Origin of the sequence: Streptomyces sp. NBRC 110028, from assembly GCF_001417735.1 — a bacterium.
Lineage (GTDB): Bacteria > Actinomycetota > Actinomycetes > Streptomycetales > Streptomycetaceae > Streptomyces.
The window spans coordinates 202,075-225,023 of the sequence record NZ_BBUZ01000025.1 but is presented as its reverse complement, the minus strand read 5'-3'; the positions used below and the strand labels follow the sequence as shown (position 1 = coordinate 225,023).

Genomic DNA, 22,949 nt, shown 5'->3' with positions numbered 1-22,949 from the left:
CGAGATACCAGTGGGAGGTGTACTGCCAGTACATCCCTCGCGCGGCGCGCAGGCCGTACGGTCGAGGTGTGGACAACCGTGACGAGGTCCGCGAGTTCCTCACCTCGCGGCGAGCGAAGATCACCCCCGAGCGGGCCGGCCTGCCCTCCGGGAGCAGGAGGCGCGTGCCGGGGCTGCGCAGGAGCGAGGTCGCGGCCCTGGCCGACATGAGCGTCGAGTACTACGCGAAGCTCGAACGGGGCAACCTCGCCGGGGTCTCACCGGCCGTCCTCGAAGCCGTCGCCCGCGCCCTGCGGCTGGACGACGCCGAGCGTGCCCATCTCCTGCATCTCGCGCAGGCCGCCGACGGCTCCGACGCCCTCACCCGCCCCCGGCGCCGTACCACCCGGCAGTGGACGCCGCACCGCAGCCTGCGGTGGACCCTGGACGCGATCACGGCCGGGCCCGCGTTCGTGCGCAACGCCCGCATGGACGTCCTCGCCACCAACCAGCTCGCCCGCGCCTTTTACGCCGACCTCTACGCCACGCCCCGCAACCACGCGAACCTCGCCCGGTTCAACTTCCTCGACCCGGCCTCCCGGCGCTTCTACCCCGACTGGGACCTCTTCGCCGACATGGCGGTGGCCATCCTGCGCACCGAGGCCGGCCGCAACCCCCACGACAAGGACCTGCACGACCTCGTCGGCGAGCTGTCCACCCGCAGCGAGGAGTTCCGCGCCCGCTGGGGCGCCCACAACGTGCGCCGTCACGGCACCGGCACCAAGCGGTTCCACCACTCGGCCATCGGCGACCTCACGCTCGCCTACGAGGGTCTGGAGATGGCCGCCGAGCCCGGCCTCACCCTCACCATCTACACCGCCGAACCCGGATCCCCCTCGGAAGAGGGCCTGCGCCTGCTCGCCTCCTGGGCCGCCACCCAGGAGACCGGCTCGCCCACCCGGCAATCCACCGGCTGAGGCGAACGGCGGGAACCGGATGGACTCCGGCACCGCCGTCCGGTCGATGCCCCGCCGGCCCGGGACCTACGCGATCTGCCCGGCCGCCCACTCGGCCCATTCGCGGCGCATGGCGTTGAACCGCAGGCCGTATTCCAGAACGATCCGGCCGTGGGACGAGAGGTTGTCGTCGTCCCAGTCGATGAATTCGGCCAGGCGGCGCAGGCTCTCCTCCCCCTGGGCCGACATGTCGGCCAGTTCGGCGAGATGGGTCCGCGCCTGGCCGGGAGTCAGCACACCGAGGAAGAACACACGCAGCAGGATCTCGCTGCGGGTGTTCCGCTGTGGCGTGGTCTCGGTCGGCCAATGCCGGAGCTCGGCCATCCCCTCCTCGGTGAGGGCGTACTCCTTGCGGCCCCTCGGCCCCTCGGCGGCCACGGTGATCAGCCCGCCGCGCGCCGGCTTGGTCAGCTCGGTGTAGATCTGGCTCTGGGTCGCCGGCCAGACGGTGGCCAGCGAGGTGTCGAACAGTTTCAGCAGGTCATAGCCACTGGCGGGCCGGTTGGGTGCCGGTGGCGGCGATCAGGAAGGTGCCGCTGACGGTGGCGACCTGGTTGGTCATCCCCATCAGACCGGAGACGGTGCCGCGGCGTTCCTCCGGCACGCGGTCGGGAAGGAGGGCGATGAGGGCGGCCATGGCGGCGTTCATCGCGACCTGGGTCAGGCACCAGCCGACGAGGACGACGGGGATGGGGCGCCGTACCGATGACGAAGAGGGACGCGCCGCCCATGAGGGTGCCGATGACGACGAACGGTCGCCGTCGCCCCCACCGGGACGTACAGCGGTCGCTGAAGTGCCCGAAGACCGGATTGGCGACCATCGCGAAGATCGCCCCGACGCCCGCCACCAGGGTCAGCGACGACGTCTTGCCCTCGGGGTCGAGGTCGGCGATGCGCAGGGACAGCGTGACCGAGGCGGGCGTGAGCAGGGCGATCCAGACGCCGATGATGGCGAGGAGCCGTCTCCCCCACGGCCGTCCTCGCGCTCAACCTCGGCATCAGCACGGGGGGCCTCATCGAACGGCTCGCCCACCCCCGACCGGCCGCCGCGCACCGTCACCGTCCCCAGCAGCCACGTCCGGCGAGGCACCGGCGAAGTCGGGCCCACCGGCAGCGGCGCACCGGTCAGATCAACAAGCCGGTCACGGTGCAGGCCCCGCCCGCGAGCGACAGCTTCGACCTGTCCGACCTGGCCCGGGGCCTGGAGGACTGGCTCCCTGTTTCACGTCAGGGGATACGGGGCTTCCCCTGGGCGTACAGCCACTTGCTGAACAGCGGACCGAGGTCCTTCCCGGACTGCCGTTCCGCGAGGCGCTGGAACTGGGCGGTGGTGCCGTGTCCGTGGCGGTGCTGTACGGCCCACGCACGCAGGACGCGGAAGAAGACCCGGTCGCCGACGGCGGTGCGCAGGGCGTGCAGGGCCATGGCGCCGCGGTCGTAGACGGGGCGGCCGAAGATCTTGGCGCCGCTGCCGGGGTTGCCCGGCGGGAACGCCCACAGGGGATCGCCCGCGGGAGTGGCGTACAGGTCGTCGAAGCTCTCCTGGGCGCTGGCGCCGCCGTGCTGCTCCTCGTAGAGCCACTCGGCGTAGCTGGCGAAGCCCTCGTTGAGCCAGATGTCCTTCCACGAGGTGAGGGAGACGGAGTCGCCGAACCACTGGTGGGCGTTCTCGTGGACCAGGGTTCCCAGGTCGGGGGCGCTGCCGTAGACGGGCCGGGTCTGGGTCTCCAGTGCGTAGCCGACGTGTCGCGCGTGGTCGACGATGGAGCCGGCGGCGCGGTACGGGTAGGGCCCGAACAGCTTGCTCTCCCACTCCAGCACGGACGGCAGCTTCTTCAGCACGGGCGCGGCGGCGGTGGCCTCGCGCGGGTCGACGGCGTCGTAGACCTTGATGCCGCTACGGGTCCTGTACTGCTTGACCTCGAACTTCCCGACGGTCGCGGTGGCGAGGTAGGCGGCCATGGGTTCGGTCTGCCGCCAGCGGAAGGTGGTTTTCCCCTTGCGGGTGCTCCGGCCGAGCAGGACGCCGTTGGAGATGGCGGCGCGGCCCTTGGGGACGGTGATCGTGATGTCGTACGACGACTTGTCCAGCGGGTGGTTGTCGGCGGGGAACCAGGTCATGGCGCCCTGTGGTTCACCGGCGACGAACGCGCCGTCGTCGGTGGGGATCCAGCCGTCGGGGGAACCGTCGGGGTCGGTGACCGGGGCGGGCCTGCCCCGGTAGGTGACCGTGACGCGGAACCCCTGCCCCTTGTGCAGGGCGCGCCGGGGGGTGACGACGAGTTCCTGACCGCTGCGCTTGTACGCCGCCCTGGCCCGGTCGACGGTCAGACCGGTGATCCGAAGGCCCTTGAAGTCGAGATCGAAGCGGTCCAGGCGCTGGGTGGCGCGGGCGGTGAGGATCGCCTTGCCGGTGAGGTGACGGCTCGCCGGGTCGAAACCGAGCGTCAGTCCGTAGTGGGCGACGTGGTAGCCGCCGTTGCCTGCGCGCGGGAAGTAGGGGTCGCCGACACCGGGGGCGCCCGCCCGCCCGGCAGCGGCGACGGGCCCGGCCGCCGCGAGCAGGGCCGCCACGACGACGGGGACGGTGGCGGCGACGGCTCCGCGGCCGAGGACGGTGGTGCGTATGCGGGGTTGGGTCACGTGCGCGCTCCTGGGGGGTGGCGTGTGCTCAAAGGATCCTCAGAGTAGGCAATCGGCCCCCCTCTCACCCCCCGATTCGGGTCACATCATGGCGCGTTGTCGCGGGTCCTCGGGCTGGGTGCGCGGTGGGCGCGGCGGTAGGCCAGCGGGGACAGGCCGAGGTGGGTGTGGAAGTGCTTGCGCAGCGCTACGGGGTCCCCGAAGCCACAGGCTGTGGCGATGCGCGCGACGGTCAGGTCGCTGGACTCCAGCAGGCGGCGCGCCTGGGTCAGCCGGCTCTGCACCAGCCATTGGAGGGGGCTCGTGCCCACCTCGGCGCGGAATCGCCGGGTGAACGTGCGCTCGCTCATGTGGGCGTGGCGGGCCATGTCCTGCAGCGTGACCGGTTCGGCCAGCCGGTTCAGTGCCCACTGGCGGGTGGCCGAGGTGGAACGGTCGGCCTCCTTCGGCACCGGGTGCTCGATGAATTGTGCCTGGCCGCCCTCGCGCCAGGGAGCCACCACGCATCGTCGCGCCGCGGAGGTGGCCACGGTCGCGCCGTGGTCCCTGCGGATCAGGTGGATGAACAGGTCGATGCCGGCCGCCCCGCCGGCAGCGGTCAGGATGCGGCCGTTGTCGACGAACAGCACGTCCGGATCGACCTCGACGTCGGGGAACTGCCGGGCGAACCGGCCGCACAGCGACCAATGGGTGGTGGCCCGCAGGCCGTCCAGCAGACCGGCCGCCGCGAGCAGGAATGACGAGGTGCACAGGCTGACGATGCGGGCCTCGGGCCGGATCCGGGCGAAGGCCGTGGCGACCCGGGCGGGCAACTCGCCGGTGGCGAGCAGATGTTCGTCGGGCTCCTGGGTGGCGATCACCACGGTGTCCGCGTCCTCCAGCAGGGACTCGTCGTCGTCGACGACGATCCGGAAGCCCTCGTTCGTGCGGACCGGCCGGCCGCCGAGCGAGCAGGTCGTCACGGAATAGAGCCGCGCTCCGGCCGGGTCGAGGGCCTCGTTGAGCACCCGGGCCGCGACGCCCAGGTCCATCGGCATGACCCCGTCGAGGGCGAGAACGGCAACACGATGCGGCATGGCCGGAATGGTACGACAGGTGGCCGTCCAGCCACTCACGGCGTCGGTGGGCGTCGGCGAGGCTGAAGCACGTGCCCGGGCCGCCCTGGCCCGGACCGAAGGACATGCGAAGCGGATATGAGCGAGGAAAGTATGAGCGAGCAGACGATGCGCGCCGTCACCATCGAGGAGTTCGGCGGGCCGCACGTGCTGACCGCCGGCCGGGTCGCGCGCCCCGAGCCACTGCCGACAGAGGTGCTGGTGCGCGTGCACGCCGCCGGAATCAACCCGGTGGACTGGAAGACCCGCGCGGGTCACGGCATGGCCGGGCTGCAGACGCTGCCGCTGATCCTCGGCTGGGACGTCTCCGGCGTCGTCGAGGAGGTCGGCTTCGGTGTCACCACGCTCGCACCCGGCGACGAGGTGTACGCCATGCCGTGGTTCCCGCGCCCGGCCGGCGGGTACGCCGAGTTCGTCACGGCACCGTCCCGCCAGTTCGTCCGCAAGCCGGCCTCGCTCTCGCACGTCGAGGCCGCGGCTCTGCCGCTCGCGGCGCTCACCGCCTGGCAGGCCCTGGTGGACACGGCGCGCGTCACCGCCGGGCAGCGGGTGCTGGTGCACGCCGCGGCCGGTGGCGTGGGGCACTTGGCGGTGCAGTTCGCCAAGCACCTCGGCGCCGAGGTGATCGCGACCGCCCGCGAGCCCCGGCACACCTGGCTCGAGGGACTGGGCGCGGACGAGACGATCGACTACACGCGGCAGCGGTTCGAGGAGGCCACGGGCAAGGTCGATGTCGTCATCGACCTGGTCGGGTCCGCGGATGACACCGATGTGCGCTCGGTGTCGGTGACCCGGCGAGGCGGCCTGGTCATCTCCATTCCGGGCGGTGTCCGGGACACCCTGGCCACCGCTGCCGGGCAGGCGGGGGTGCGCACCAGCCCGCTGCTGGTCGAGCCGGACGCCGCCGCTCTGACGGCCGTCGCCGGCCTGGTCGACTCCGGCGCGGTCCGCGTCGAGGTCGAACGCACCTTCGCCCTGGAGCAGGCCGCCGAGGCCCACCGGCTGGGTGAGACCAACCGCACCCGCGGCAAGCTGGTGCTGGAGGTGACGCGGTGACGTCGGCAACCGCACTCGTCGTCGGCGGCACCGGGACCATGGGCGCCCGGGTCGTCCACGCCCTCGCCGCACGCACCGGCACCGTCGTGCGCGTGCTGTCGACATCCTCGCCTGAGCCACGTGTGCGCCGCGACCGGCGTCCACACCGGTCGCGGCGCCCCTCGCCCTCCTGGCGATACCCGGGACGCGCACCATGTCAGGGTGCGCGTCCCACGGGACGCGTTTCGCCGCCGTCTCGTCGTCCGCGGACCTGTGCCCACGATCGCGCCGTGCGGCCGATGAGCTTTCCCGGAGCCCGGTCGGCGGGGCGGATCAGCGCAGTCCGGCGAAGAGATCGTTCTCGGGTACGGCGGCGCCGGTGGTGTCCTTGACCCGTACGTAGGTCTCCATGCCCATCAGCTCGCCGAACCTCTCCTTGCCCATCTTGAGGAAGAAGATGTTCTCGCCCTGACTGGCGTGCGCGGCCAGCGCGTCGAACTTCTGGCCGCTGAACGCGGCGGTGTCCACCCACGTGGTGATCTCATCGTCGGGGAGGCCGATCTCGGCCAGCGCGGCGGCCTCGGCGGGGTCCGGCTCCGGCATGTCCTCCCCGAACTCGCGCAGGGTCTCCCCGAACCGCTGCATCATCGAGCGGGGCATCGTCGTCCAGTACACCTTCGGTGTCAGCGTGGTCATCTCCAGCGCCGCCATGGTGATGCGGTTGGCCTGGATGTGGTCGGGGTGGCCGTAGAAGCCGTTCTCGTCATAGGTGACGACCACATCGGGTCGGTAGTGCCGCATGAGGTCCGCGAGCCGGGCGGCGCCTTCCTCCACGGGGGTCTGCCAGAAGGATCCGGGGGCGTCGTTGCTCGGCCAGCCCATCATCCCGGAGTCGGCGTAGTCGAGCATCTCCAGATCGCTGATCTTCAGGACGTCGCAGCTCTCCTTGAGTTCTTGACGGCGCATCAAGGCGACGGCCGCCGGATCGTGCCCGGGATCGCCCGGCTTGACACCCCCCGGACCGTCACCGCAACCGCCGTCGGTACACGTCACGAGAACCGTCCGGATGCCCTCCGCCGCATACCGCGCGAGAACCCCTCCGGTTCCGGTGGCCTCGTCGTCGGGGTGGGCGTGTACTGCCATGAGTGTCAAGGGCCGGTCAGTCATGAAAAGTCCTCCTGCGGAAAACACATCTCGATACGAAGTGCGCGGCGGGCGTGCCGCGATCCTGGGGCCCGGATCCCGGTGGACGGACGACCGTGTGGTCTCCCCGTTTCCCGCCGTGCGGCGCCGGTCCCCCGGTCGATGCAACCGTGCCGCCGGGACGGCTGTTCCCTATGCGGCCGTTTGGTCTTCCAGGCGTCGACCGGGGCACGCCCGGCGAGGCCGCAGCACCGTCCGTTCGTACGACGGTCAGGTCACGCCGCCGTCGGCTCGGCCTCGGCCGGCGCGCCCTCCGGGGCCCCAGCCGGCTTCGGCGTCCGGAAGGCGATCCGGAACGCCTGCCGGAGGCAGAGGTCGAACACGCGGGTCCGCTCCGACGGACTGGTGGCCCGCCTTTGAGGATCGGGCTCTGTTCGGCGGCCGGTCCACCGGCGTGGGCGGCGACGCTGTGGCGGTAGTCGGCCCGCCGCCACCGCTCTTCCCCGCCGAGGGACGGTGCCCTCCGGCCGCGCGGGCCGGAGGGCGGGTCGCGTGCGGTTCGCTTCGCTTACGGCGCCGGCAGCTAGAACTGGCGGTTCAGGCGGAGCGACAGATAGCAGCCGCCGGCGCGGCCGTCGGTGTCGTCGCCCACCGTCACGGAGTTGCCCTCATAGACCGTTTGCCAGGTGCCTGTCGGGCGGTAGTTCTTGCACTGGTCCGAGGCGTCGTAGCCGCCATCGCCGTACCACTGCACATCAAGGACGATGTCCGAGCGCCCGGCGAGGGTGAAGGTGAGGTTGCACCAGCCCGCTCGGCCGTCGGTGTCCACCCGGATGGGGTCGCCGAACGTCTTGAAGGGCTTGATCGGGATCGTTTTCGTGCCCCCGTTCTGGCACTGGGTGTCGTCGCTGCCGGGCTCTGCCTCCCACGTGTAGGTGGCGGTCAGGCCCGCGAGGGAGTTCGACGGGTCGTAGAGGCCGAAGGCCAGCTGACAGCCGCCCGCGCGGTTGTCGGTGTCCAGACGGATGGGGGTGGTCCAGTCGGCCGCGCCGACCCACCGCTCCGGCGGATTCGTCGGCCCGTCGCACTGGCCGTTGCCGTCGGGGTAGAAACGAACGCCCAGCTCGGGCGCGGCGCCGGCCGAGGATGACGCGGCGCCGGCCGACGTGGCCGACAGGCCGGTCACCATCAGTATGCCGACTGCCAGCGCGGCGGCTGATCGGGCCGGTCTACTGCCCAGCTTCAGCTTTCTCACGTGTGTCTCCCAGGGTGTCTTCGTTTGATCCGGAAAAGGTGCCGAACCGTTCCACGGGCGTGAATGACCATCACTGCGTTCCCGATTGACGCGATGGAACAGAGAAGAACAGAGGAAACCCGAAGTGCGTCAGACGGCGGAAGGCGGAATGAGCCCCTCCAAGCCGAGGCGCCGCGCCGACAGCGCGCGGCGGCAACGGCAAAATTATCCGGGGTGCATCAAGACAGCCAGCAGGTCGATATCGGCCATACCTGGCCGGCATCAGCCTGCTGGCGCGCGATCCCGCCTGGCTCCGCGGGCGCGGGCCGCGCAGATGCCGTCCCCGACGCGAAGGAGTGGCCACGTCGGACCGCTCAGCTCTGATGCGGAGTACCCCACAGCTGCCACACCGCCGTCCGTACTGTCCGGGGCTGTTCAAGGACTACGCGTACCGCGTGCGCGATGTCGCCGGGCCGAAGGTATGCATCAAGCCCGGGCGAGCCTTCCTCTCGGCCGAGGCCGATGGCGAACTCGGTCGACGTCCCGGCCGGGCAGATGTCACCTCTGCTCAGCGTACGCAGAGCCCGCCCAGCCCACTCCCCTTCTGCCCAGGCGGCCCGCGACCACGATCGAGGCGGTTACGGGCGTCCGGCCGGGCGGGTGCAGGCAGTGGTAACGGGGGTGCCGGATGGTGCGCCGATCAGCGGTGAGCAGCGGCCATGGATGACTCGGAGGCCGCTTTCCTGGTCTTCCAGCAGGCAGCCGTCTCCCCGGTCACCTGGGTGATGCTCTCCGAAATCCTCCCCCTCGCCATACGCGGACTCGGGATGGGCACGGCCGTCCTGGTGCTCTGGCTCGTCAACGCCAGGGGGTGACCCTATGGCAACGGCCTGTCGAGGACTCAGCCGAAGCCCGGGCGCCCGAGCCACGGGAATGACTGGCGGTGAGGCGCTTGCCTCACGCCTTCGGGGCGCGCACGGACAAGACCGGGAGCGGCGAGCGGACTCACCCGCGGTCGGCCCGGTCAGTGCGTGGGCCAGGTGGCCGCCCTACCGAACGGGCCTCTCTGGCCTGCCCTGGCTGGTGGAGCCTGGCAGCGGTTATCGGGGACCGGTCGCTGGAAACCCGGCCCACAACCAGCGGCGCCGCGGAGTAGGCGTCGGCTGTTATCCGGTGGCGTCCAGCGCTGTGCTGGCTTTATTCGCGAAGCCATTGATCGAGTCGGCGAGGTCCGCAGCCTTCACCGTGTGGCGCTCGATGTACTCGGCCTGGGACTCAGGAGACGATGCCCGGCTCTGCTTCCAGGTCACCAGATTGTTGTCGACTACTCGCAGCGCCGTGAGCACTGCTTCCCCAGACGCAGCCACCTCATGAGGGCCCTCCAAGTGCAAACGAGCGCAGGAGGCCTGAATCGTCCGTATCAATTTGTCCAGCTGGCCCAACAGGCTTGCCACATCAGCTTCAGCCTGCGCTTGGACAAGGGCACGGGATGCCTGCCGCGCGACTTCGCGTGCCTCGGTGATGGGGACAAGCGTCGCCGCGTAGGCCTCTTGGCGGATCTCGCGGCGCCATCGTGCATGGTCGATGTGAGCTTGGTCCCGTGCCTGTTGACGTAGGTACCGGCCCGCGACCACGGCAGATGCGGTAGTCCCGACGACCCCGACGAAAGCACCGAGCAATGCAGCGAGTCCCTGATCCACGCCAGCAAATTATCGGATGGTCCAGTCTGGGTGGAGCCCCCAGACGCGGGGTGCGGCGGTCTCGTCCTCAGTCGAGCACCGCCAGCGCACAGCGAAACGCGCTGCGCTGGCGGTCGAGCAGCTCGCGTACGGCCTCTCAGGTTGGGTCGTAGACGTAGGGCAGGGGGTTGCTGTTTCCGGCCGGGGTGTGCGCGACGACGTTCACCGTGCCGGGTGCCCCGGCCGGGGATGTCGCGATGACCTGGGTGTCGGAGATTGCCGAGAACGAGGCCGGGACGCCGCCGAAGGTCACCGCGTCGGTGTAGGTGAGGTTGCTGCCGTTGAGCACGATCACGTCACCCCCGGTGTCGGAGCCGTGAGACGGGTTGAGGCTGGTCAGGACAGGGGCTCCGAGATAGGTGTAGTACGGATTCCCGGTACCTGCCGTGCTGGTGCCGCCCGGTGTGGTGACGGTGACGGTGACCGTGCCGGATCCGGGAGGAGCGGTGGCGGTCAGCTGGCTGTCGGAGATTACGTTGATGGCCGTGGCCGGGTTCCCTCCGAAGCTGACGGCACTGGTGAGGGTCAGATTGCTGCCGAAGATGGTGACGGTGTTGCCTCCGGTGGCCGGGCCGAGATGCGGGGACACGTCGCTGACGGTGGGCGCGGCGATATAGAAGTACGGCAGCGGATTGCTGATTCCGCCAGCCGTGGTGACGGTGACGTTGACCGAGGACGGCGCCCCTGCGGGGGCGCTGACGGTGATCTGCGTGGCCGTATTGGTCAGGATGGTCGCCGGGTTGAGGCCGAAGAGCACTTGAGTGGCGCCGGTGAGGTTGGTGCCGTTGATGGTGACCGTGTTGCCGCCCGAGGTCGGCCCCGAGGCCGGGCTGAGCGAGGTCAAAGTGGGAGCCACGACCGTGGTGTAGGTGTAGACGAGTGCGTTGCTGGTGCCGCCGGGCGTGGTCACCGTAACGCCCACGGCGCCGGTGCCCGCAGGGGCGATGACGGTGATCTGCGTGGCGGTATTGGTGAGGATCGTGGCGGTGTTGGCGCCGAACTTCACCGAGGTCGCCCCGGTGAGGTTGGCGCCGTTGATGGTGACCGTGTTCCCGCCCGAGGCCGGCCCCGAGGCCGGGCTGAGCGAGGTCAAAGTCGGAGCCACGACCGTGGTGTAGGTGAAGAAGACATTCTGTGTGCTGGTTCCTGTCGGTCCGGTAACCGTGACCTTGACCGTGCCGGCCCCCGCGGGCGTCTTGGCTGTGATCTGGGTATCGCTCACGACGACCACATTGGTCGCCAGGTTGGGGCCGAACCTGACCGCGGTGACGCCGATGAAACCGGACCCGGTGATGGTGACGGGAGTACTCCCCGATGGAGCACCTTGGGCGGGGCTGACGCTGGTCACTACGGGGGCCATGGTGGTTGCTCTTTTCTGCCTTCTCGTACCTACGGGCCGCTCCCCGGCCAGATGCCGGCCGGCCGGGGAGCGGCGGGGCGCCGCCGCCCGTGCGCCGAACGCGTGGGCGGCGACTTGGTGGTTCGTGTTGTCGGTGCCCGGTCGTCCCAGGTGGTCAGGTGATGGTGAACGCCTGGGCGTTGGAGTCGCCACCGCAGGTGTGGACGGTGATGGTTCCGGCGCCGGTGGCGAGTCCGCCGGGCACGGTGGCGACGAGTTGGGTGGCGCTGATGGGCGTGAAGACGGCGGTGGCGGTGGCGGCGGCGCTGTCGGTGAAGGTGACGGTGTCGACGTTGACGAAGCCGGTTCCGTTGATGGTGATCTGGTCTCCGGCTGTGCCCGTTGCCGGGACCACCGAGGTGATGGTCGGCGCGAGGTAGTAGTCGATGAGGGTGGTGCCCGAGGTGCTGGTGCCGCCGGCGGTGGTGATGGTCACCGGCTGGGTGGACACCGTGCCGACCTGGCCGGGGTTGGCCGGGGCGGTGAAGGTGACCTGGCTGGCCTGGGTGGGGGTGACCGCGACGTTGCCGACGGTGCCGAGCCCGACCTGCGTGCCGGTCAGGAAGTTGGTGCCGAACAGTGTCACCGGACCGCCCGTGGCGGCTGAGACGCAGGTGACGCTGAGTCCGGTGGTGGTCGGCGTGGCGATGACGAAGAAGGGCAGGGCGTTGCTGGTGGCGCCGGTGTTGCTGGTGACACTGACGGAAACTTGGCCGGAGCACGGCGCCGTGTTGGGAATCACGAAGGTGACCTGGGTGGCGGTGACCGTGGCCGGGGTGACCGCCGCCGAACCGAAGTTCACCCTGGTGGTGGCGGACAGAGCGGTGCCGTTGATCTGGACGGTGTCCCCAGGTTTGCCCTGGTTGGTGCCGGTCGTGGTGTCGACCAGCGAGGTGATGGTTGCCATGATCTTTCTCCTTGTGTGGTGACGCTCTGGGCCGGGATGAAGAGCAGGTGATGGCTGCACGCGGCCCGTGATGACCGTGTGGGATGCCCTGATGGCGCGGGGAGGGCGCATGTGAGGGCCCATTGCCTCGGCGCCGGTTCCTGGGGGTCGGATCGCCCGATGTGAAGTGACTGGGCGCCATAGCAAGGGGCGCCGTCAATCCCGCTCTTACTGATTCAAGCAATGGATTGAAGGAGGCGATAGGTGGAATTAGAGCACCAGGGAAGTCATATGCAAATATGGTTAGAACCCTGCTGGTGCGCAGTGTGCGCCGTTGTGCGCCCACTGGGCCGATTCATCAGTAGCGCAACGGGGCGCGAGTAGCGGGTGTGGTGGCGCATCCCGCGGGCCGGCCTACGGGCCGACCGCGACCGGAAATCAGGAATTCGCGTCCACCCGATGGGCGCCCAACCCCACCCATCTATTGTCATATTTCTCAGGGGATTCTGTACATCCTTTCTCTTTCGTGCTCATCCTGACGCCTAAGGAACAGAGCCGTGGAGGCCGCCGTGGACACAGTCACCGAGGTCACGGAAAAACCGCTGCTGTTACCGGATGTCATCCAGGTGGGCAGCAGCCCGATCTACGCCGCGGTCACCCCCAACGGCCAACGGGTCTACGTGACCAACTTCGGCAGCGGCAGCGTCAGCGTCATCAACACCGCCACCCACACCGTCATCACCACCATCGCCGTGCCCCCCGGCCCCTGGGGAATCGACATCGCTCCGGACGGGCTGCACGCCTATGTGGCCTCCTTCGGGACCAGCAGCATGGCGGTCATCGACACGGCCACCAGCACCGTCACCCAGGTCATCACCGGGCTGAGCAAGCCGCTCGGCCTGGCGGTGACACCCGACGGTTCCCGCGTCTACGTGGCCAGCCAGGGCGGCGACCGCGTGGATGTGATCAGCACGGCGACCAACACCGTCATCGGCTCCGTGCCGGTCGGCATTGGGCCGCGCAACGTGGCGGTCACCCCCGACGGGGGCGAGGTCTACGTCACGGAAGAGGGCACGAACACGGTCCGGGTCATCGACACGGCCACCGACACCGTTACCGCCGTGCTCACCGGCTTCACCTTCCCCCGGGGCGTGGCGGTCTCGCCCGACGGGGAACGGGTCTATGCGACCGAGTACGGCGGCGACCGGCTCGACGTCATCGACACCACCATCCACTCCGTGGTGGACAGCTATACCGGACTCCCCATTCCCTTCGGCGTGGCGGTCACCAGCGACGGGGGGCTGGCGTATGTCGCGTGCGACGGCGACGACAGCGTCGCCGTCCTCGACCTCATCGCCCACAAGGACCTCACCACGGTGGCGGGTTTCCACGCTCCGTCCTGGCTCGTGATCACACCGGACGACCAAGAGATCTATGTCGTCAACAACGGCAACGAGACCGTGCGGGTGATCAGCCCACCGCCCGGCGTGTACCCCAACGTGGGGCCCATGTCAGGCGGAACGCCGGTGACCATCATCGGGGAGGGGCTGGGCAACACCACCGCCGTCCGCTTCGGCTGCCTCCCCGCAGCCTCGTTCACGGTCATCAACGACCACGAGATCCGCGCCGTCTCACCGCTCTTCGTCAGCGACGTCAAGATCAACATCACCATCGGCCAGAACACCACCCGGACCGTTGGACGCTTCTACTACCTCCAGGACTCGGTGATGACGGGGATCAGCCGGACCTCGGGCCCGCTCAGCGGAGGCGGCACGCTGACCGTGACCGGCCGGGGGCTGATCACCACCACCGAAGTGCGGTTCGGCGACGTGTCCGTCACCCCCTCGACCGTCCTCGACGACAGGGTCACCGTGACGGTACCGCCCGCACAGGCCCCCGGACCGGTACCGGTCACCGTGGTCACCCGGAGCAACTCCTACGGGCGGGCGGTCTACACCTACACGAACCCGCCCGGCATCACCTCCGTGACCCCCGCCTCCGGGCCGACATCGGGCGGCACGCCCGTCCTGATCGCAGGAACCGCGCTCGCGTTCACACAGGCAGTGACCATCGGCGGCACACCGGCGGACTTCGGGGCCATCTCCCCCACCCGGGTGGCCGCCGTCACTCCCCCCGCGGCCGCGCCGGGACCCGCAGACGTCACCGTGACGACGACGAGCGCTACGGCCACCGCCCCCGACGCCTTCCTCTACACCTGACCGCCCAAAGCTCCCTCCAGCCATCCGGCTTGCAGAGCCGTCGCCGGTGGGCGAGGTCGTTCCGCCGGATCACCCGCGCGCTGCGTCGCAAGGGCGTTCTTGTGGCACGCTGCACCGTCGAGCGGCTGATGCGTGAGCTGGGCCTGGAGGGCGTGATCGCGGGCAGCGTCGCCGCACCACGGTGCCGGAGCCGTCGGCACCCAGGCCGCCGGACCTGGTCGACCGCGACTTCACGGCCTCGCGGCCGGATCAGCTGTGGGTGGCGGACATGACGTATGTGCGCACCTGGTCCGGCTGGGCGTACGTGGCGTTCGTCCTGGACGTGTACTCGCGGATGATTGTCGGCCGGCAGGTCGCGAACCACATGCGGACCGAACTGCCGTTGGACGCAAAGGAGATGGCGTTGTGGAGACGCCGGATCAGCTCGGCTGAAGCCCCGATCTCGGGCAGCTGTCCGGCCTGCCACCGGTCCGCCTCCACGACCTTCGCCACCTCGCCACCACCCTGTCCCTGCCGCCGGTACCGACATCAAGGTGGTTCAGGAGAAGCTGGGGCACTCCCTAGTGCCGCGTCAGCCAAGGTTCGCCCCGCTCGCCGCCCTGGCACGGCCATCTGCGGCGTTGCCGAATCGACCGAGTAGGCCCACTACGAGGCCGATCCGGCGCCTTGCATCTGACCGCACCAGGACGCCTCGCTACCGGGCAAACCTTGACTGACGCGGCACTAGGCGGGCGAGCTGGCCTCCAAGGAGCGCCTGCGCTTGCGCCCGACCGGATCACGCCCCAGTCCGTGGCGGGCCAGCCGGAGTGATCTACGTAATGGGGCAACGAGGGGACAGGGACGGGATCTCGCGGCCCGTGCCGCTTCGGATGGCTCTCATCGAATGCGTCGGGCGATCCCGGTCGCCCTGCCCATCAGCCATTCCAGCGGCCCTCGCTGGAAGAAGCGGGACCAGAGGGTGGCGAGGACGGTGACGGACGCAATGAAACCAAGCAGGACGTACAGCGGCGGGACGGCCAGTTCCTCGGTATCCAGGAGCCAGATGGCGACGATGTGGTAGACGTACGCCGTCAGTGACATCGAGCCGACCGCGATGACGGGCTTGGCCAAGCGGCGCAGCCGGGGGAAGGCGTCCATGGCGGCCAGACACGCGGTGATCACCAGGATCGCCACACCGGTGTGGCCCACGATGGACAGGGTCGCCTCGCTGTGCGGGGAGGCGACCAGCATCCCGGCGGAGGTGTCGCCGAAGATGCCATCGCTGCCGGGCGACGCGGACGACATGGACGGCATGGACGGCACGCCCGGTCCCCCTGCAGCTTCCCGGATGGCTTCTGCGGCACCGGGCACGAGACGCAGCGCCAGCCAGGAGCCGCCATAGCCGGTGACGGCAAGGGCGACGCCGGTGAGGGCGAGGCGTATCCGGACAGCCGTGGCTGCCAGGTCGAAGCGGGCGACAGCCATACCGGCGATGACGAACGGGACCCAGGTCAGGGCCGGATAGCCACCGGTGAAGAGCAGCGAGACGATGCCGTCGGCCTGGCCGACGGTGGGGAATTCACGGCCGCCGACCACCGGCTTCAACAGGTACAGCAGTTGCGGGCCCACCAGGGCCCATCCTGCGGCGATCATCGCCAGCGGCTTGGCGCCCAGCCGGTACAGCGGCAACACGAGCAGGAAGAACAGTCCGTAGAAGGCGAGGATCGGGACGACCGGGGTGCCGGTCATGGTCAGGGCGGTGCCGAGGACCAACAGGATGACGGCCCTGATGACGACCTTGGCGACGGCCTGGCGGCCGGCCAGGCCTGTCTTCGGCCTGCGACGCCCGGTGATGAGAGCGACCGCGAAGCCGGCCAGGACGGCGAACAGGGCGGAGGAGCGTCCTTGCGCCAGCTCCATCAGGAAGCCGATGACACCGCCCTGGCTCGGGGCGGGCCCCACGTGGACCGCGTACATGCCGAAGACGGCCAGGCCGCGGGCCAGGTCCAGCCCGATCAGTCGGCCCACGCCGGGCGCGCCCGTCGAGGGCTCACCGCGCTCGCGTGCAGGGGGCGGTGCGGTCGGCGGGGAGTCCGCGTGATGTGTCATGCCCCTCAGGCTGGAGACCGCGCTGATCACGGAGTATCCGGCAGAAGGCTGGGGTCTCCCTGCCGACTGGAGGGTGCTGCCCTGCCGTGTGGCTGGAGCTGCCGCTCGTCGGGCCGCCGGGGCCCTGCATGGCTTTAGGGTCGAGTCGGCATGGGCCGGACGGCATGAACGAAGGTGAGGCGCAGCGCGTGATCCGGGTAGTGGTGGTGGACGACGAGGCACTGATCCGCTCGGGCTTCGAACTCATTCTGGGCGCGTCCGAGGACATCCAGGTCGTCGCGACCACGAGCGGGGGCGAGGCCGTGGAAACCGTCCGCCGGGAGCGGCCCGACGTGGTGCTGCTGGACATACGGATGCCGGACGTCGACGGGCTCACCGTCCTGCGCGAGCTGCGAACGATGCCGGATCCGCCGGTAGTGGCGATGCTGACGACGTTCGACGCCGACGAGTACATCCTGACCGCGCTGCACTCCGGCGCGGCCGGTTTCCTGCTCAAGGACACCGAGCCGGAGCAGCTCGCCCACCTGGTGCGCACCCTGGCCGTCGGCGGCGTGGTGCTCTCCCCCAAGGCGTCGCGAACCCTGCTGCACAGCCACCCCGGCACCGAGGCCGCCGTCGACGAGAAGGCGGCCCGCGTCCGGCTGCTCACCGCCCGCGAGCGCGACATCCTGGTCCTGGTGGCGGAGGGCCTGTCGAACGCCGGCATCGGGGCGCGCATCCACCTGAGTGCCGGCACGGTCAAGGACCACGTCAGCGCGATCCTCACGAAGCTACGGGTGACGAGCCGGGTGCAGGCCGCGCTGCTGGCGCAGCGGTCCGGACTGCTCGACGAGCACCCGCGGTCGGGGGCCGGGCGATGAATGGCGCCCGCGCGCTGTGGGAGCGTGTGCCCGCGCCGTTCGTCGACCTCGTCCTGGTGGGGGCAGCGGCCGTGGACCTGCGGCTGAACCTGTGGGACGACACGCGCCTCGGCGTCGCGCTGGCCACGCTCGGCTGTGCCGCGTTGGCCTTCCGGCGCAGGTTCCCGCTCGGCGTGTTCCTGCTAACCCTGCCCATCGCGCTGACGCAGCCCGTCGCCGTCGCTCCGCTCGCGGCGCTGTTCACGCTGGCCGAACGCTCCCGGAACCGTCCTCTCCTCGCGGTGTGCGTCGCCCTGACCGCCGTCGCGAACAGCACTCCGTGGCCCCTGGCCGGCCTCACCGAGGTTGGCCGGACCATGACGCTGATCACCTTCGTGTACAGCCTGGCGACCGCCGCCGCACCGGTCCTCATCGCACAACTTCTCCAGACGCATCGGGTCTTGGCGCGGCAGCTTGTCGAGATCGAGGAGGCCAGGGAACACGAACGGGCACTGCACGCCCAGGCGGTGCTCGCCCGCGAACGCGCCCAGCTGGCCCGTGAGATGCACGACGTGGTCTCCCACCAGGTCGGCCTGATCGCCGTACGGGCCGGAGCCCTGCAGGTCGCCACCAAGGACGCGGACGCCAGGGATGCCGCCCGCACGATCCGTTCGCTGAGCGTCACCACGCTCGACGAACTGCGCACCATGGTCACGCTGCTGCGCGCCTCCGGCGGCCACACAACCGAGCTGACTCCTCAGCCCACCCTGGCCGACCTGCGCAAACTGGTGGAATCCAGCGGCACACAAGCGGAGCTGACGGGTGAGCTGCCGCCCACCGTGGGCACACCCGCGCAACGGGCCCTCTACCGCACGGTCCAGGAGGCGCTGACCAACACCCGCAAGCACGCACCCGGCGCCACCGCTTGCGTCGAGCTGTGGCAGGACGGCGGCGACGTCGGAGTGACCGTCACCAACACCCCGCCCACGCGTCCCTCCCTCTCCCTCCCCGGTTCGCAGCAGGGCTTGGTGGGCCTGCGGGAACGGGCCGAGATCCTGCACGGCGACCTGGAAGCGGGCCCGACCGCGGAGGGCGGCTACCGGGTGCGGCTGCGGATTCCCCTCAGCGCGGACTGACCGGCCGGGCGGCCGGGCGGCCCAGTCGCCGCCCGGCTGCTGGCCACGGCTCGCCACCTCATGCTGACCCGTCGGGTGGTGCCGGCTCACGGCACGACGGGAGCTTGCCGACGCGGGAGCTTGCCGACGGTCCGTCCGCGGACGTGACCACATGCCGTGGTGGTGGCTGGATGTCCTCGGCCGGTCGGCTCATCGACGTGGATCTCGTACGCGGGCTCGCAGACGGCCCCCGGCCTCCGTCAGTTGCCTGACGAAGGCCGGACAGGGCCGATATGCGATTCAGCGACATCGGTCACGCCCTCCTCACCGGTATCTGTGACAAGTCGCCGCGTCACTTCAGCAATGTGCTGACCAATGCGACGGCCATTCCCAGGAGCGCCGCCAAGTGGCTGAAGAAGACAGCCGTCCGGTCGCACCGGACCGGCCGGGGACGAGACGCCGCCGGTCGGCAGGGCGGTACCCGCCGATCGGCGGGGCCGTTGCCGAAGGCTGCCGGATGGTCCGCCCCCTGACGTCCACGCGAGATTCTCCGTATGACAAAGTCGCAGCCGCCGCAGGAGACGTCAGCTCCCCAGGAGAACCCGCCTCCGCAGCCCCGGACCCCGCCCGAGTCCGCCGTGCCGGCCTCGCCCGGTCCCTCGATGGGACGCCTCGTCGGGGTGGACCTGGCCCGCGCGCTGGCGGTGTTCGGCATGTACGTCGTGCACATCGGCCCCCCGCTGTCGGCCACGGACGGCGTCGCCAGCTGGATCCGGTACCTGGCGGACGGTCACTCGTCGGTCCTGTTCGCCACCCTCGCCGGGTTCTCACTGATGCTGATCGCCGGCCGCCGGGAGCCGAAGACCGGCCTGGCCGGCCGGCAGGCGAAAGCGCGGATCGCGATCCGCGCCGTGGTCCTGCTGGCGCTGGGCACCGCGATGGCGATGGAGTACGGGGGAGTGATCATCCTCGGCTTCTACGGGGTCTACTTCCTGCTCGCCCTGCCCTTGGTGCGATTGCGCGCCAGGACACTCGCGATCACCGCGGCCGCGCTCGCCCTCGTCACACCGCAGCTGGCGTTCGCCCTGAACGCGCTGCTGACCGACCCGGTCCGGCAGAGCATCAACGCCTACGACCCGCTCCACCGGCTCAGCGACGTGGGAGTGCTCGATCTGCTGCTCACCGGCTTCTACCCGGCGCTCACGTGGATATCGTTCGTGATCGCGGGCATGGCGCTGGGCCGCCTCGACCTGTCCTCCGGCACTGTCCAGCGGCGCCTGGCCGCGCTCGGTGCCACCCTCACGGTGGCCGCGTACGGCATGTCGTTGCTGCTCGCCGGCAAGGACGCGTTGCGGAGCATGGCGGAAGACGGGCCGTCGTCCGGCAGCTCCGGATCACTGCCCCTCGACAGCGGGTCGGTACCCCTGGACGGTGGGTCGTTCCCCGATATGCCGGCGTCGTCGCTCCTGACGGCCGGGCCGCACAGCGGCACCACATTCGACATCATCGGCAGCGTCGGAGTCGCGATCCTCCTGATCGTGGGCGCGACGGTGGCGATGGACCGCCTGCCGCGACTGCGCCGCCTGGCGAAACCGGTCATCGCCGTGGGCACCATGTCCCTGACCGCCTACGTCGGCCACTTCATCGCACAGTCCGCGCTGTCCCTGCCAGCCGGGACCAGCATTCAGCAATCATGGGTACCGCTGCTCATGTTCATCCTCGGAGCCACCCTGTTCGCCGCGATCTGGTCCCGCTCCTTCCGCCGCGGCCCCCTGGAGTACCTGCTCAACGCCGCCACCAAGCCGGCGAAGCACATCCGATGAGCCCAGGCCGGGGTGGCCCGCCTCCACGCCCCACCCCGGCCTGGACGGCTCAGGGACTCCGGTTGCCACTGGGCGCCCCGCGCCCTGCACCGGACGAGCGGATTCGGTGCCTCCGAGTCGAAGACTGCGAGGGAGCGGGCCTTCCCCAGTACGGTACGAGCAGGGAGAGCCGAGATTGTTACTCGTGATCCGCTGCCGAAGGCGTGCCGTCTCCTTCAACGTACGTTGTCCACCGGCGAATCGGCGGAGTTCCTACAGGTCGTCCGCGGCCCTGCGCGAGTACGTCGACCGATGTCGTCGAGGGCTCGGTGGCGATCGCCTGGAGTGGGGGTCCGCGGCCATGACCTGTGAGGCCAACACCGACCGTTCCTGATCCCTGTGTCCCATCAGCGTCCCGACTCGGGATCTCAGCAGCCGGACAAACAGCCCGCCAAGGGATGCACGGACCTATGGACACATGCATCGGCGCAGGTCAGACGAGGGCCAACCATCGGATAGGGAACCATCATCGAAGTCGCGAGCAGCGGATTCAATCCGTTGGACCAACGTTCTGCATCCGCACGCCCGCTGAGATGTTTCCGCAGGTCACAGACCTGCCTGGTGGGGCGGGTGGGACTCGAACCCACGGCCGACGGATTATGAGTCCTTTTCTGATCTTCCGATCCGGCCCCACTCTTGCCTCGATCTTCCTATAACCGCAGGTCAGACGCACCTCGCCGTTCTGGCTCTGCGCCGGCCTTCCTGATCCTTCCGGGTCCTTCCGTCCACTGCGTGTCCACTGGCGGTCTCCCGAGAGCCTTCTGGGAGGAGGCGCTTGGGGACGTCAGCTGGATCAATGCAGGTTGAGCGTGGGGGAAGACGAGGTCTCGAACTCTCACGCAGCGGAGTGCCTTACAGACGGAAGGGACTCCGCCCCCTTCGCCCGGGGGTGGAGCCATACGGCGTTTCTACTGGTCAGCCGCCTGCGGACAAGCGTACCGAAGTCGGCCCCGAGCAGGGCGAGCATGTCCGCCCGGCTGCGTGCTGACACGCTGGTCGAGGGCATCGACGGCCACTTGTGACCCGCCTTGTTTCCTTGTGAACTTGTCCCATGCACCGCTGGAAAGCGTTGAACGATCGACAACTCACGCTCCTCAGGAAACTTGCTGCCGACGAGGATCCCGGCGCTCAGGATCCGGGCATGCGGCGGTCAACCTATGCGCTGCGCGATCGGGGTCTCGTGACGGTGAGCCGCCGGGGTGGCGGCTGGCGGGCGGAAGTTACTGAGGCAGGGCGGTTCTACCTGCAGCACGGTCATCATCCGGAGCATCCGGCACACGGGCGCACGGCTGCTGGTGAGTCGAAGCCACCGGTTACCGTGGCGAAGGGCAGGGTCCGCGGCTCCACGACAACGGCGACAGCTCATGGGAGCAAGCCGGCGACCACCCATAAGAAGCAGCCAACGCCGTACAGCGAAAGGCCCATCCCCGTCGCACGCCGCGCAAAAGCGACCAAGCTCGTGGAACGATTGGTCGCCGAGCGCCATGTGGTCATATCAGAGCCTGACGAGGATGAGATCACCGAGTGGCGACGTGTCATCGACTTCGCCAAGCGGCACAAACTCGCGCCGGCGGGCAAGCGCATCGAGAAGCAGCGACTGTGGAACGCGGGCCGTGATCTGCAAATCTCGTTGGTAGACGGCCCACATGCCAACTCTGGGCGGAGGTCCCCAGAGGAGAACCCGCGGGTTTCAGTCCCCGGGCAGTTGCGCTCGCCGCACCGCGTCGTGGCGGCCTTGCGAGACAGCGAGCGCCGGCTTCTTATGCCGCCCTCTCTGCGTCGCCGTGCTTTGCTGCTGCTGCAAGGGCTCGCAGCAGAGGCGGAACGCCGGGGATACAACGTACGCGAGCAGCGGGTCCCTGAGCGTGACCACCGTTCAGCGCACTATTACAACGGCCGGTACTTCCCCGCGAGTTGTCGGGAAGGGGTGCTGGAGATCGTTATCGACGGCTTCACCAGCTGCGTCACTATCAAGCAGGAGTTTCCCCAGTCTGCCGATCCAGACCGCTCTCAGCAGCTCGCTCTGGACATCGGGTACAGCCGGTCCAAGAGGCAGCACCACTGGGGCGACCGCAAGCGGTCGAAACTCGAGGACGTCCTCGGGATCGTGCTCCGGGAACTGGAGACTCGCGCGGTCGAGGAGCAGCAGAGGAAGCTGGATGAGGAACGCGCGAAGGAAGAGCGCCGCATCAGCTGGGAAGCGGCCATGGCTACCGCCAAAGAGAAGGCTGCTCAGGCTCGCTTCGCAACGATTCTCCGTGAGCAGGCAAGGCAGTGGCAGGATGCGGATGCGCTCCGCCAGTACTGCGACGCTCTGGAGCGCAGGATCAATGTAGCGGTGGACGAGGACGTCGACGTCGAATCGGCTCGTGTCTGGTTGCGGTGGGCGCGCGACTACGCAGAGACCCTCGACCCGCTGACACAACTACCGACCATGCCGTCCGGGCTGACGTTCGAGCCGGAAGATCTCAAGCCGCACCTCAACGGGTGGAGTCCCTACGGTCCGGAGGCGCACGCATCGGCTTGGAGCACTTTCTGAGGGGAGGCGTGCCTCGCCTTTGTGTAGTGCGAGCATCGCTAGTCGCACTCCTGACCGATGCGCCAGGGCCGCGCCGTCTGCACCCGAGAGCGCGGCCC

Annotated in this window: 19 protein-coding genes and 3 pseudogenes; 11 read left to right on the top strand and 11 right to left on the bottom strand. The window is 69.5% G+C overall.

The genetic code is table 11. The features are described 5' to 3' along the window. Positions 1–68: 68 nt before the first annotated feature. Positions 69–956, top strand: coding sequence for a helix-turn-helix transcriptional regulator (locus ASC60_RS13600; protein WP_055550456.1), 888 nt, complete (start codon positions 69–71; stop codon positions 954–956). Between the two features lie 66 nt (positions 957–1,022). Here the strand turns inward: ASC60_RS13600 and ASC60_RS13595 are convergent, their stop codons facing one another. From ASC60_RS13595 to ASC60_RS13585, 5 genes and pseudogenes are all read right to left on the bottom strand, one after another. Beyond that, positions 1,023–1,451, bottom strand: coding sequence for a PadR family transcriptional regulator (locus ASC60_RS13595; RefSeq protein ID WP_234356952.1), 429 nt, complete (start codon positions 1,449–1,451; stop codon positions 1,023–1,025). 25 nt (positions 1,452–1,476) lie between these two features. Continuing rightward, positions 1,477–1,644 carry a hypothetical protein gene (locus ASC60_RS42845; protein ID WP_234356959.1) on the bottom strand — a complete coding sequence of 56 codons (168 nt, stop codon included), beginning with the start codon at positions 1,642–1,644 and terminating at the stop codon, positions 1,477–1,479. A gap of 103 nt (positions 1,645–1,747) precedes the next feature. Continuing rightward, a pseudogene (locus ASC60_RS42840) lies at positions 1,748–1,816 on the bottom strand (hypothetical protein); the annotation flags it as partial. A gap of 406 nt (positions 1,817–2,222) precedes the next feature. Next, entirely contained in the window at positions 2,223–3,638 is a 1,416-nt protein-coding gene (locus ASC60_RS13590) for a M1 family metallopeptidase (RefSeq protein ID WP_055550451.1), read from the bottom strand. Between the two features lie 86 nt (positions 3,639–3,724). Then, positions 3,725–4,714, bottom strand: a complete 990-nt coding sequence (locus ASC60_RS13585) for a GlxA family transcriptional regulator (RefSeq protein ID WP_055550449.1) — start codon at positions 4,712–4,714, stop codon at positions 3,725–3,727. Between the two features lie 132 nt (positions 4,715–4,846). Here ASC60_RS13585 and ASC60_RS13580 point away from each other — a divergent pair, with 132 nt between their 5' ends. After that, a complete protein-coding gene (locus ASC60_RS13580) occupies positions 4,847–5,809 on the top strand; it encodes an NADP-dependent oxidoreductase (protein ID WP_055550447.1) in 963 nt (320 codons plus the stop codon). Positions 5,810–6,121: 312 nt separating this feature from the next. Here the strand turns inward: ASC60_RS13580 and ASC60_RS13575 are convergent, their stop codons facing one another. Both ASC60_RS13575 and ASC60_RS13570 read right to left on the bottom strand, forming a co-directional pair. After that, positions 6,122–6,955: a PIG-L family deacetylase gene (locus tag ASC60_RS13575; protein WP_055550445.1), complete on the bottom strand. Its 834-nt coding sequence runs from the start codon at positions 6,953–6,955 to the stop codon at positions 6,122–6,124. Between the two features lie 559 nt (positions 6,956–7,514). After that, positions 7,515–8,186, bottom strand: a complete 672-nt coding sequence (locus ASC60_RS13570) for a hypothetical protein (protein WP_234356935.1) — start codon at positions 8,184–8,186, stop codon at positions 7,515–7,517. A gap of 698 nt (positions 8,187–8,884) precedes the next feature. On the opposite strand from ASC60_RS13570, the gene ASC60_RS40775 reads away from it, so the two are divergent. Next, positions 8,885–9,040: an MFS transporter gene (locus ASC60_RS40775; RefSeq protein ID WP_107097070.1), complete on the top strand. Its 156-nt coding sequence runs from the start codon at positions 8,885–8,887 to the stop codon at positions 9,038–9,040. Positions 9,041–9,331: 291 nt separating this feature from the next. Here the strand turns inward: ASC60_RS40775 and ASC60_RS41645 are convergent, their stop codons facing one another. From ASC60_RS41645 to ASC60_RS13555, 3 genes are all read right to left on the bottom strand, one after another. Continuing rightward, on the bottom strand, positions 9,332–9,865 hold the full coding sequence (locus ASC60_RS41645; protein ID WP_159043258.1) for a hypothetical protein: 534 nt from the start codon (positions 9,863–9,865) through the stop codon (positions 9,332–9,334). Positions 9,866–10,001: 136 nt separating this feature from the next. Then, positions 10,002–11,264, bottom strand: a complete 1,263-nt coding sequence (locus tag ASC60_RS13560) for an IPT/TIG domain-containing protein (RefSeq protein ID WP_055550440.1) — start codon at positions 11,262–11,264, stop codon at positions 10,002–10,004. Positions 11,265–11,418: 154 nt separating this feature from the next. Beyond that, positions 11,419–12,210, bottom strand: coding sequence for an IPT/TIG domain-containing protein (locus ASC60_RS13555; protein WP_055550438.1), 792 nt, complete (start codon positions 12,208–12,210; stop codon positions 11,419–11,421). A 548-nt stretch (positions 12,211–12,758) separates the two neighbouring features. Between ASC60_RS13555 and ASC60_RS13550 the strand changes: the two genes are divergently transcribed. From ASC60_RS13550 to ASC60_RS44060, 4 genes and pseudogenes are all read left to right on the top strand, one after another. Further along, entirely contained in the window at positions 12,759–14,408 is a 1,650-nt protein-coding gene (locus ASC60_RS13550) for an IPT/TIG domain-containing protein (RefSeq protein ID WP_159043257.1), read from the top strand. 29 nt (positions 14,409–14,437) lie between these two features. After that, entirely contained in the window at positions 14,438–14,680 is a 243-nt protein-coding gene (locus tag ASC60_RS44070; RefSeq protein WP_370592911.1) for an IS3 family transposase, read from the top strand. Continuing rightward, positions 14,677–14,772 (top strand): annotated as a pseudogene (locus ASC60_RS44065) (hypothetical protein); the annotation flags it as partial. The gene ASC60_RS44070 and the pseudogene ASC60_RS44065, both read left to right, overlap by 4 nt. Positions 14,773–14,861: 89 nt before the next feature. Next, positions 14,862–14,968 (top strand): annotated as a pseudogene (locus tag ASC60_RS44060) (integrase); the annotation flags it as partial. Between the two features lie 316 nt (positions 14,969–15,284). Here the strand turns inward: ASC60_RS44060 and ASC60_RS13540 are convergent. Next, the gene (locus tag ASC60_RS13540) at positions 15,285–16,496 is read right to left on the bottom strand and encodes a DUF418 domain-containing protein (RefSeq protein WP_055551066.1); all 1,212 of its coding nucleotides are present in this window, start codon (positions 16,494–16,496) and stop codon (positions 15,285–15,287) included. Positions 16,497–16,660: 164 nt separating this feature from the next. On the opposite strand from ASC60_RS13540, the gene ASC60_RS13535 reads away from it, so the two are divergent. The 4 genes from ASC60_RS13535 (at position 16,661) to ASC60_RS13510 (ending at position 22,851) form a co-directional block, all read left to right on the top strand. Next, complete coding sequence (locus ASC60_RS13535; RefSeq protein ID WP_055550434.1) at positions 16,661–17,356, top strand: response regulator transcription factor; 696 nt, start codon at positions 16,661–16,663, stop codon at positions 17,354–17,356. After that, positions 17,353–18,471 carry a sensor histidine kinase gene (locus ASC60_RS13530; protein ID WP_055550432.1) on the top strand — a complete coding sequence of 373 codons (1,119 nt, stop codon included), beginning with the start codon at positions 17,353–17,355 and terminating at the stop codon, positions 18,469–18,471. Before ASC60_RS13535 ends, ASC60_RS13530 begins: the two co-directional genes overlap by 4 nt. A gap of 533 nt (positions 18,472–19,004) precedes the next feature. Beyond that, entirely contained in the window at positions 19,005–20,273 is a 1,269-nt protein-coding gene (locus ASC60_RS13525) for a DUF418 domain-containing protein (protein WP_234356933.1), read from the top strand. Positions 20,274–21,363: 1,090 nt separating this feature from the next. Then, positions 21,364–22,851: a hypothetical protein gene (locus tag ASC60_RS13510; RefSeq protein ID WP_055550426.1), complete on the top strand. Its 1,488-nt coding sequence runs from the start codon at positions 21,364–21,366 to the stop codon at positions 22,849–22,851. Positions 22,852–22,949 lie beyond the last annotated feature (98 nt).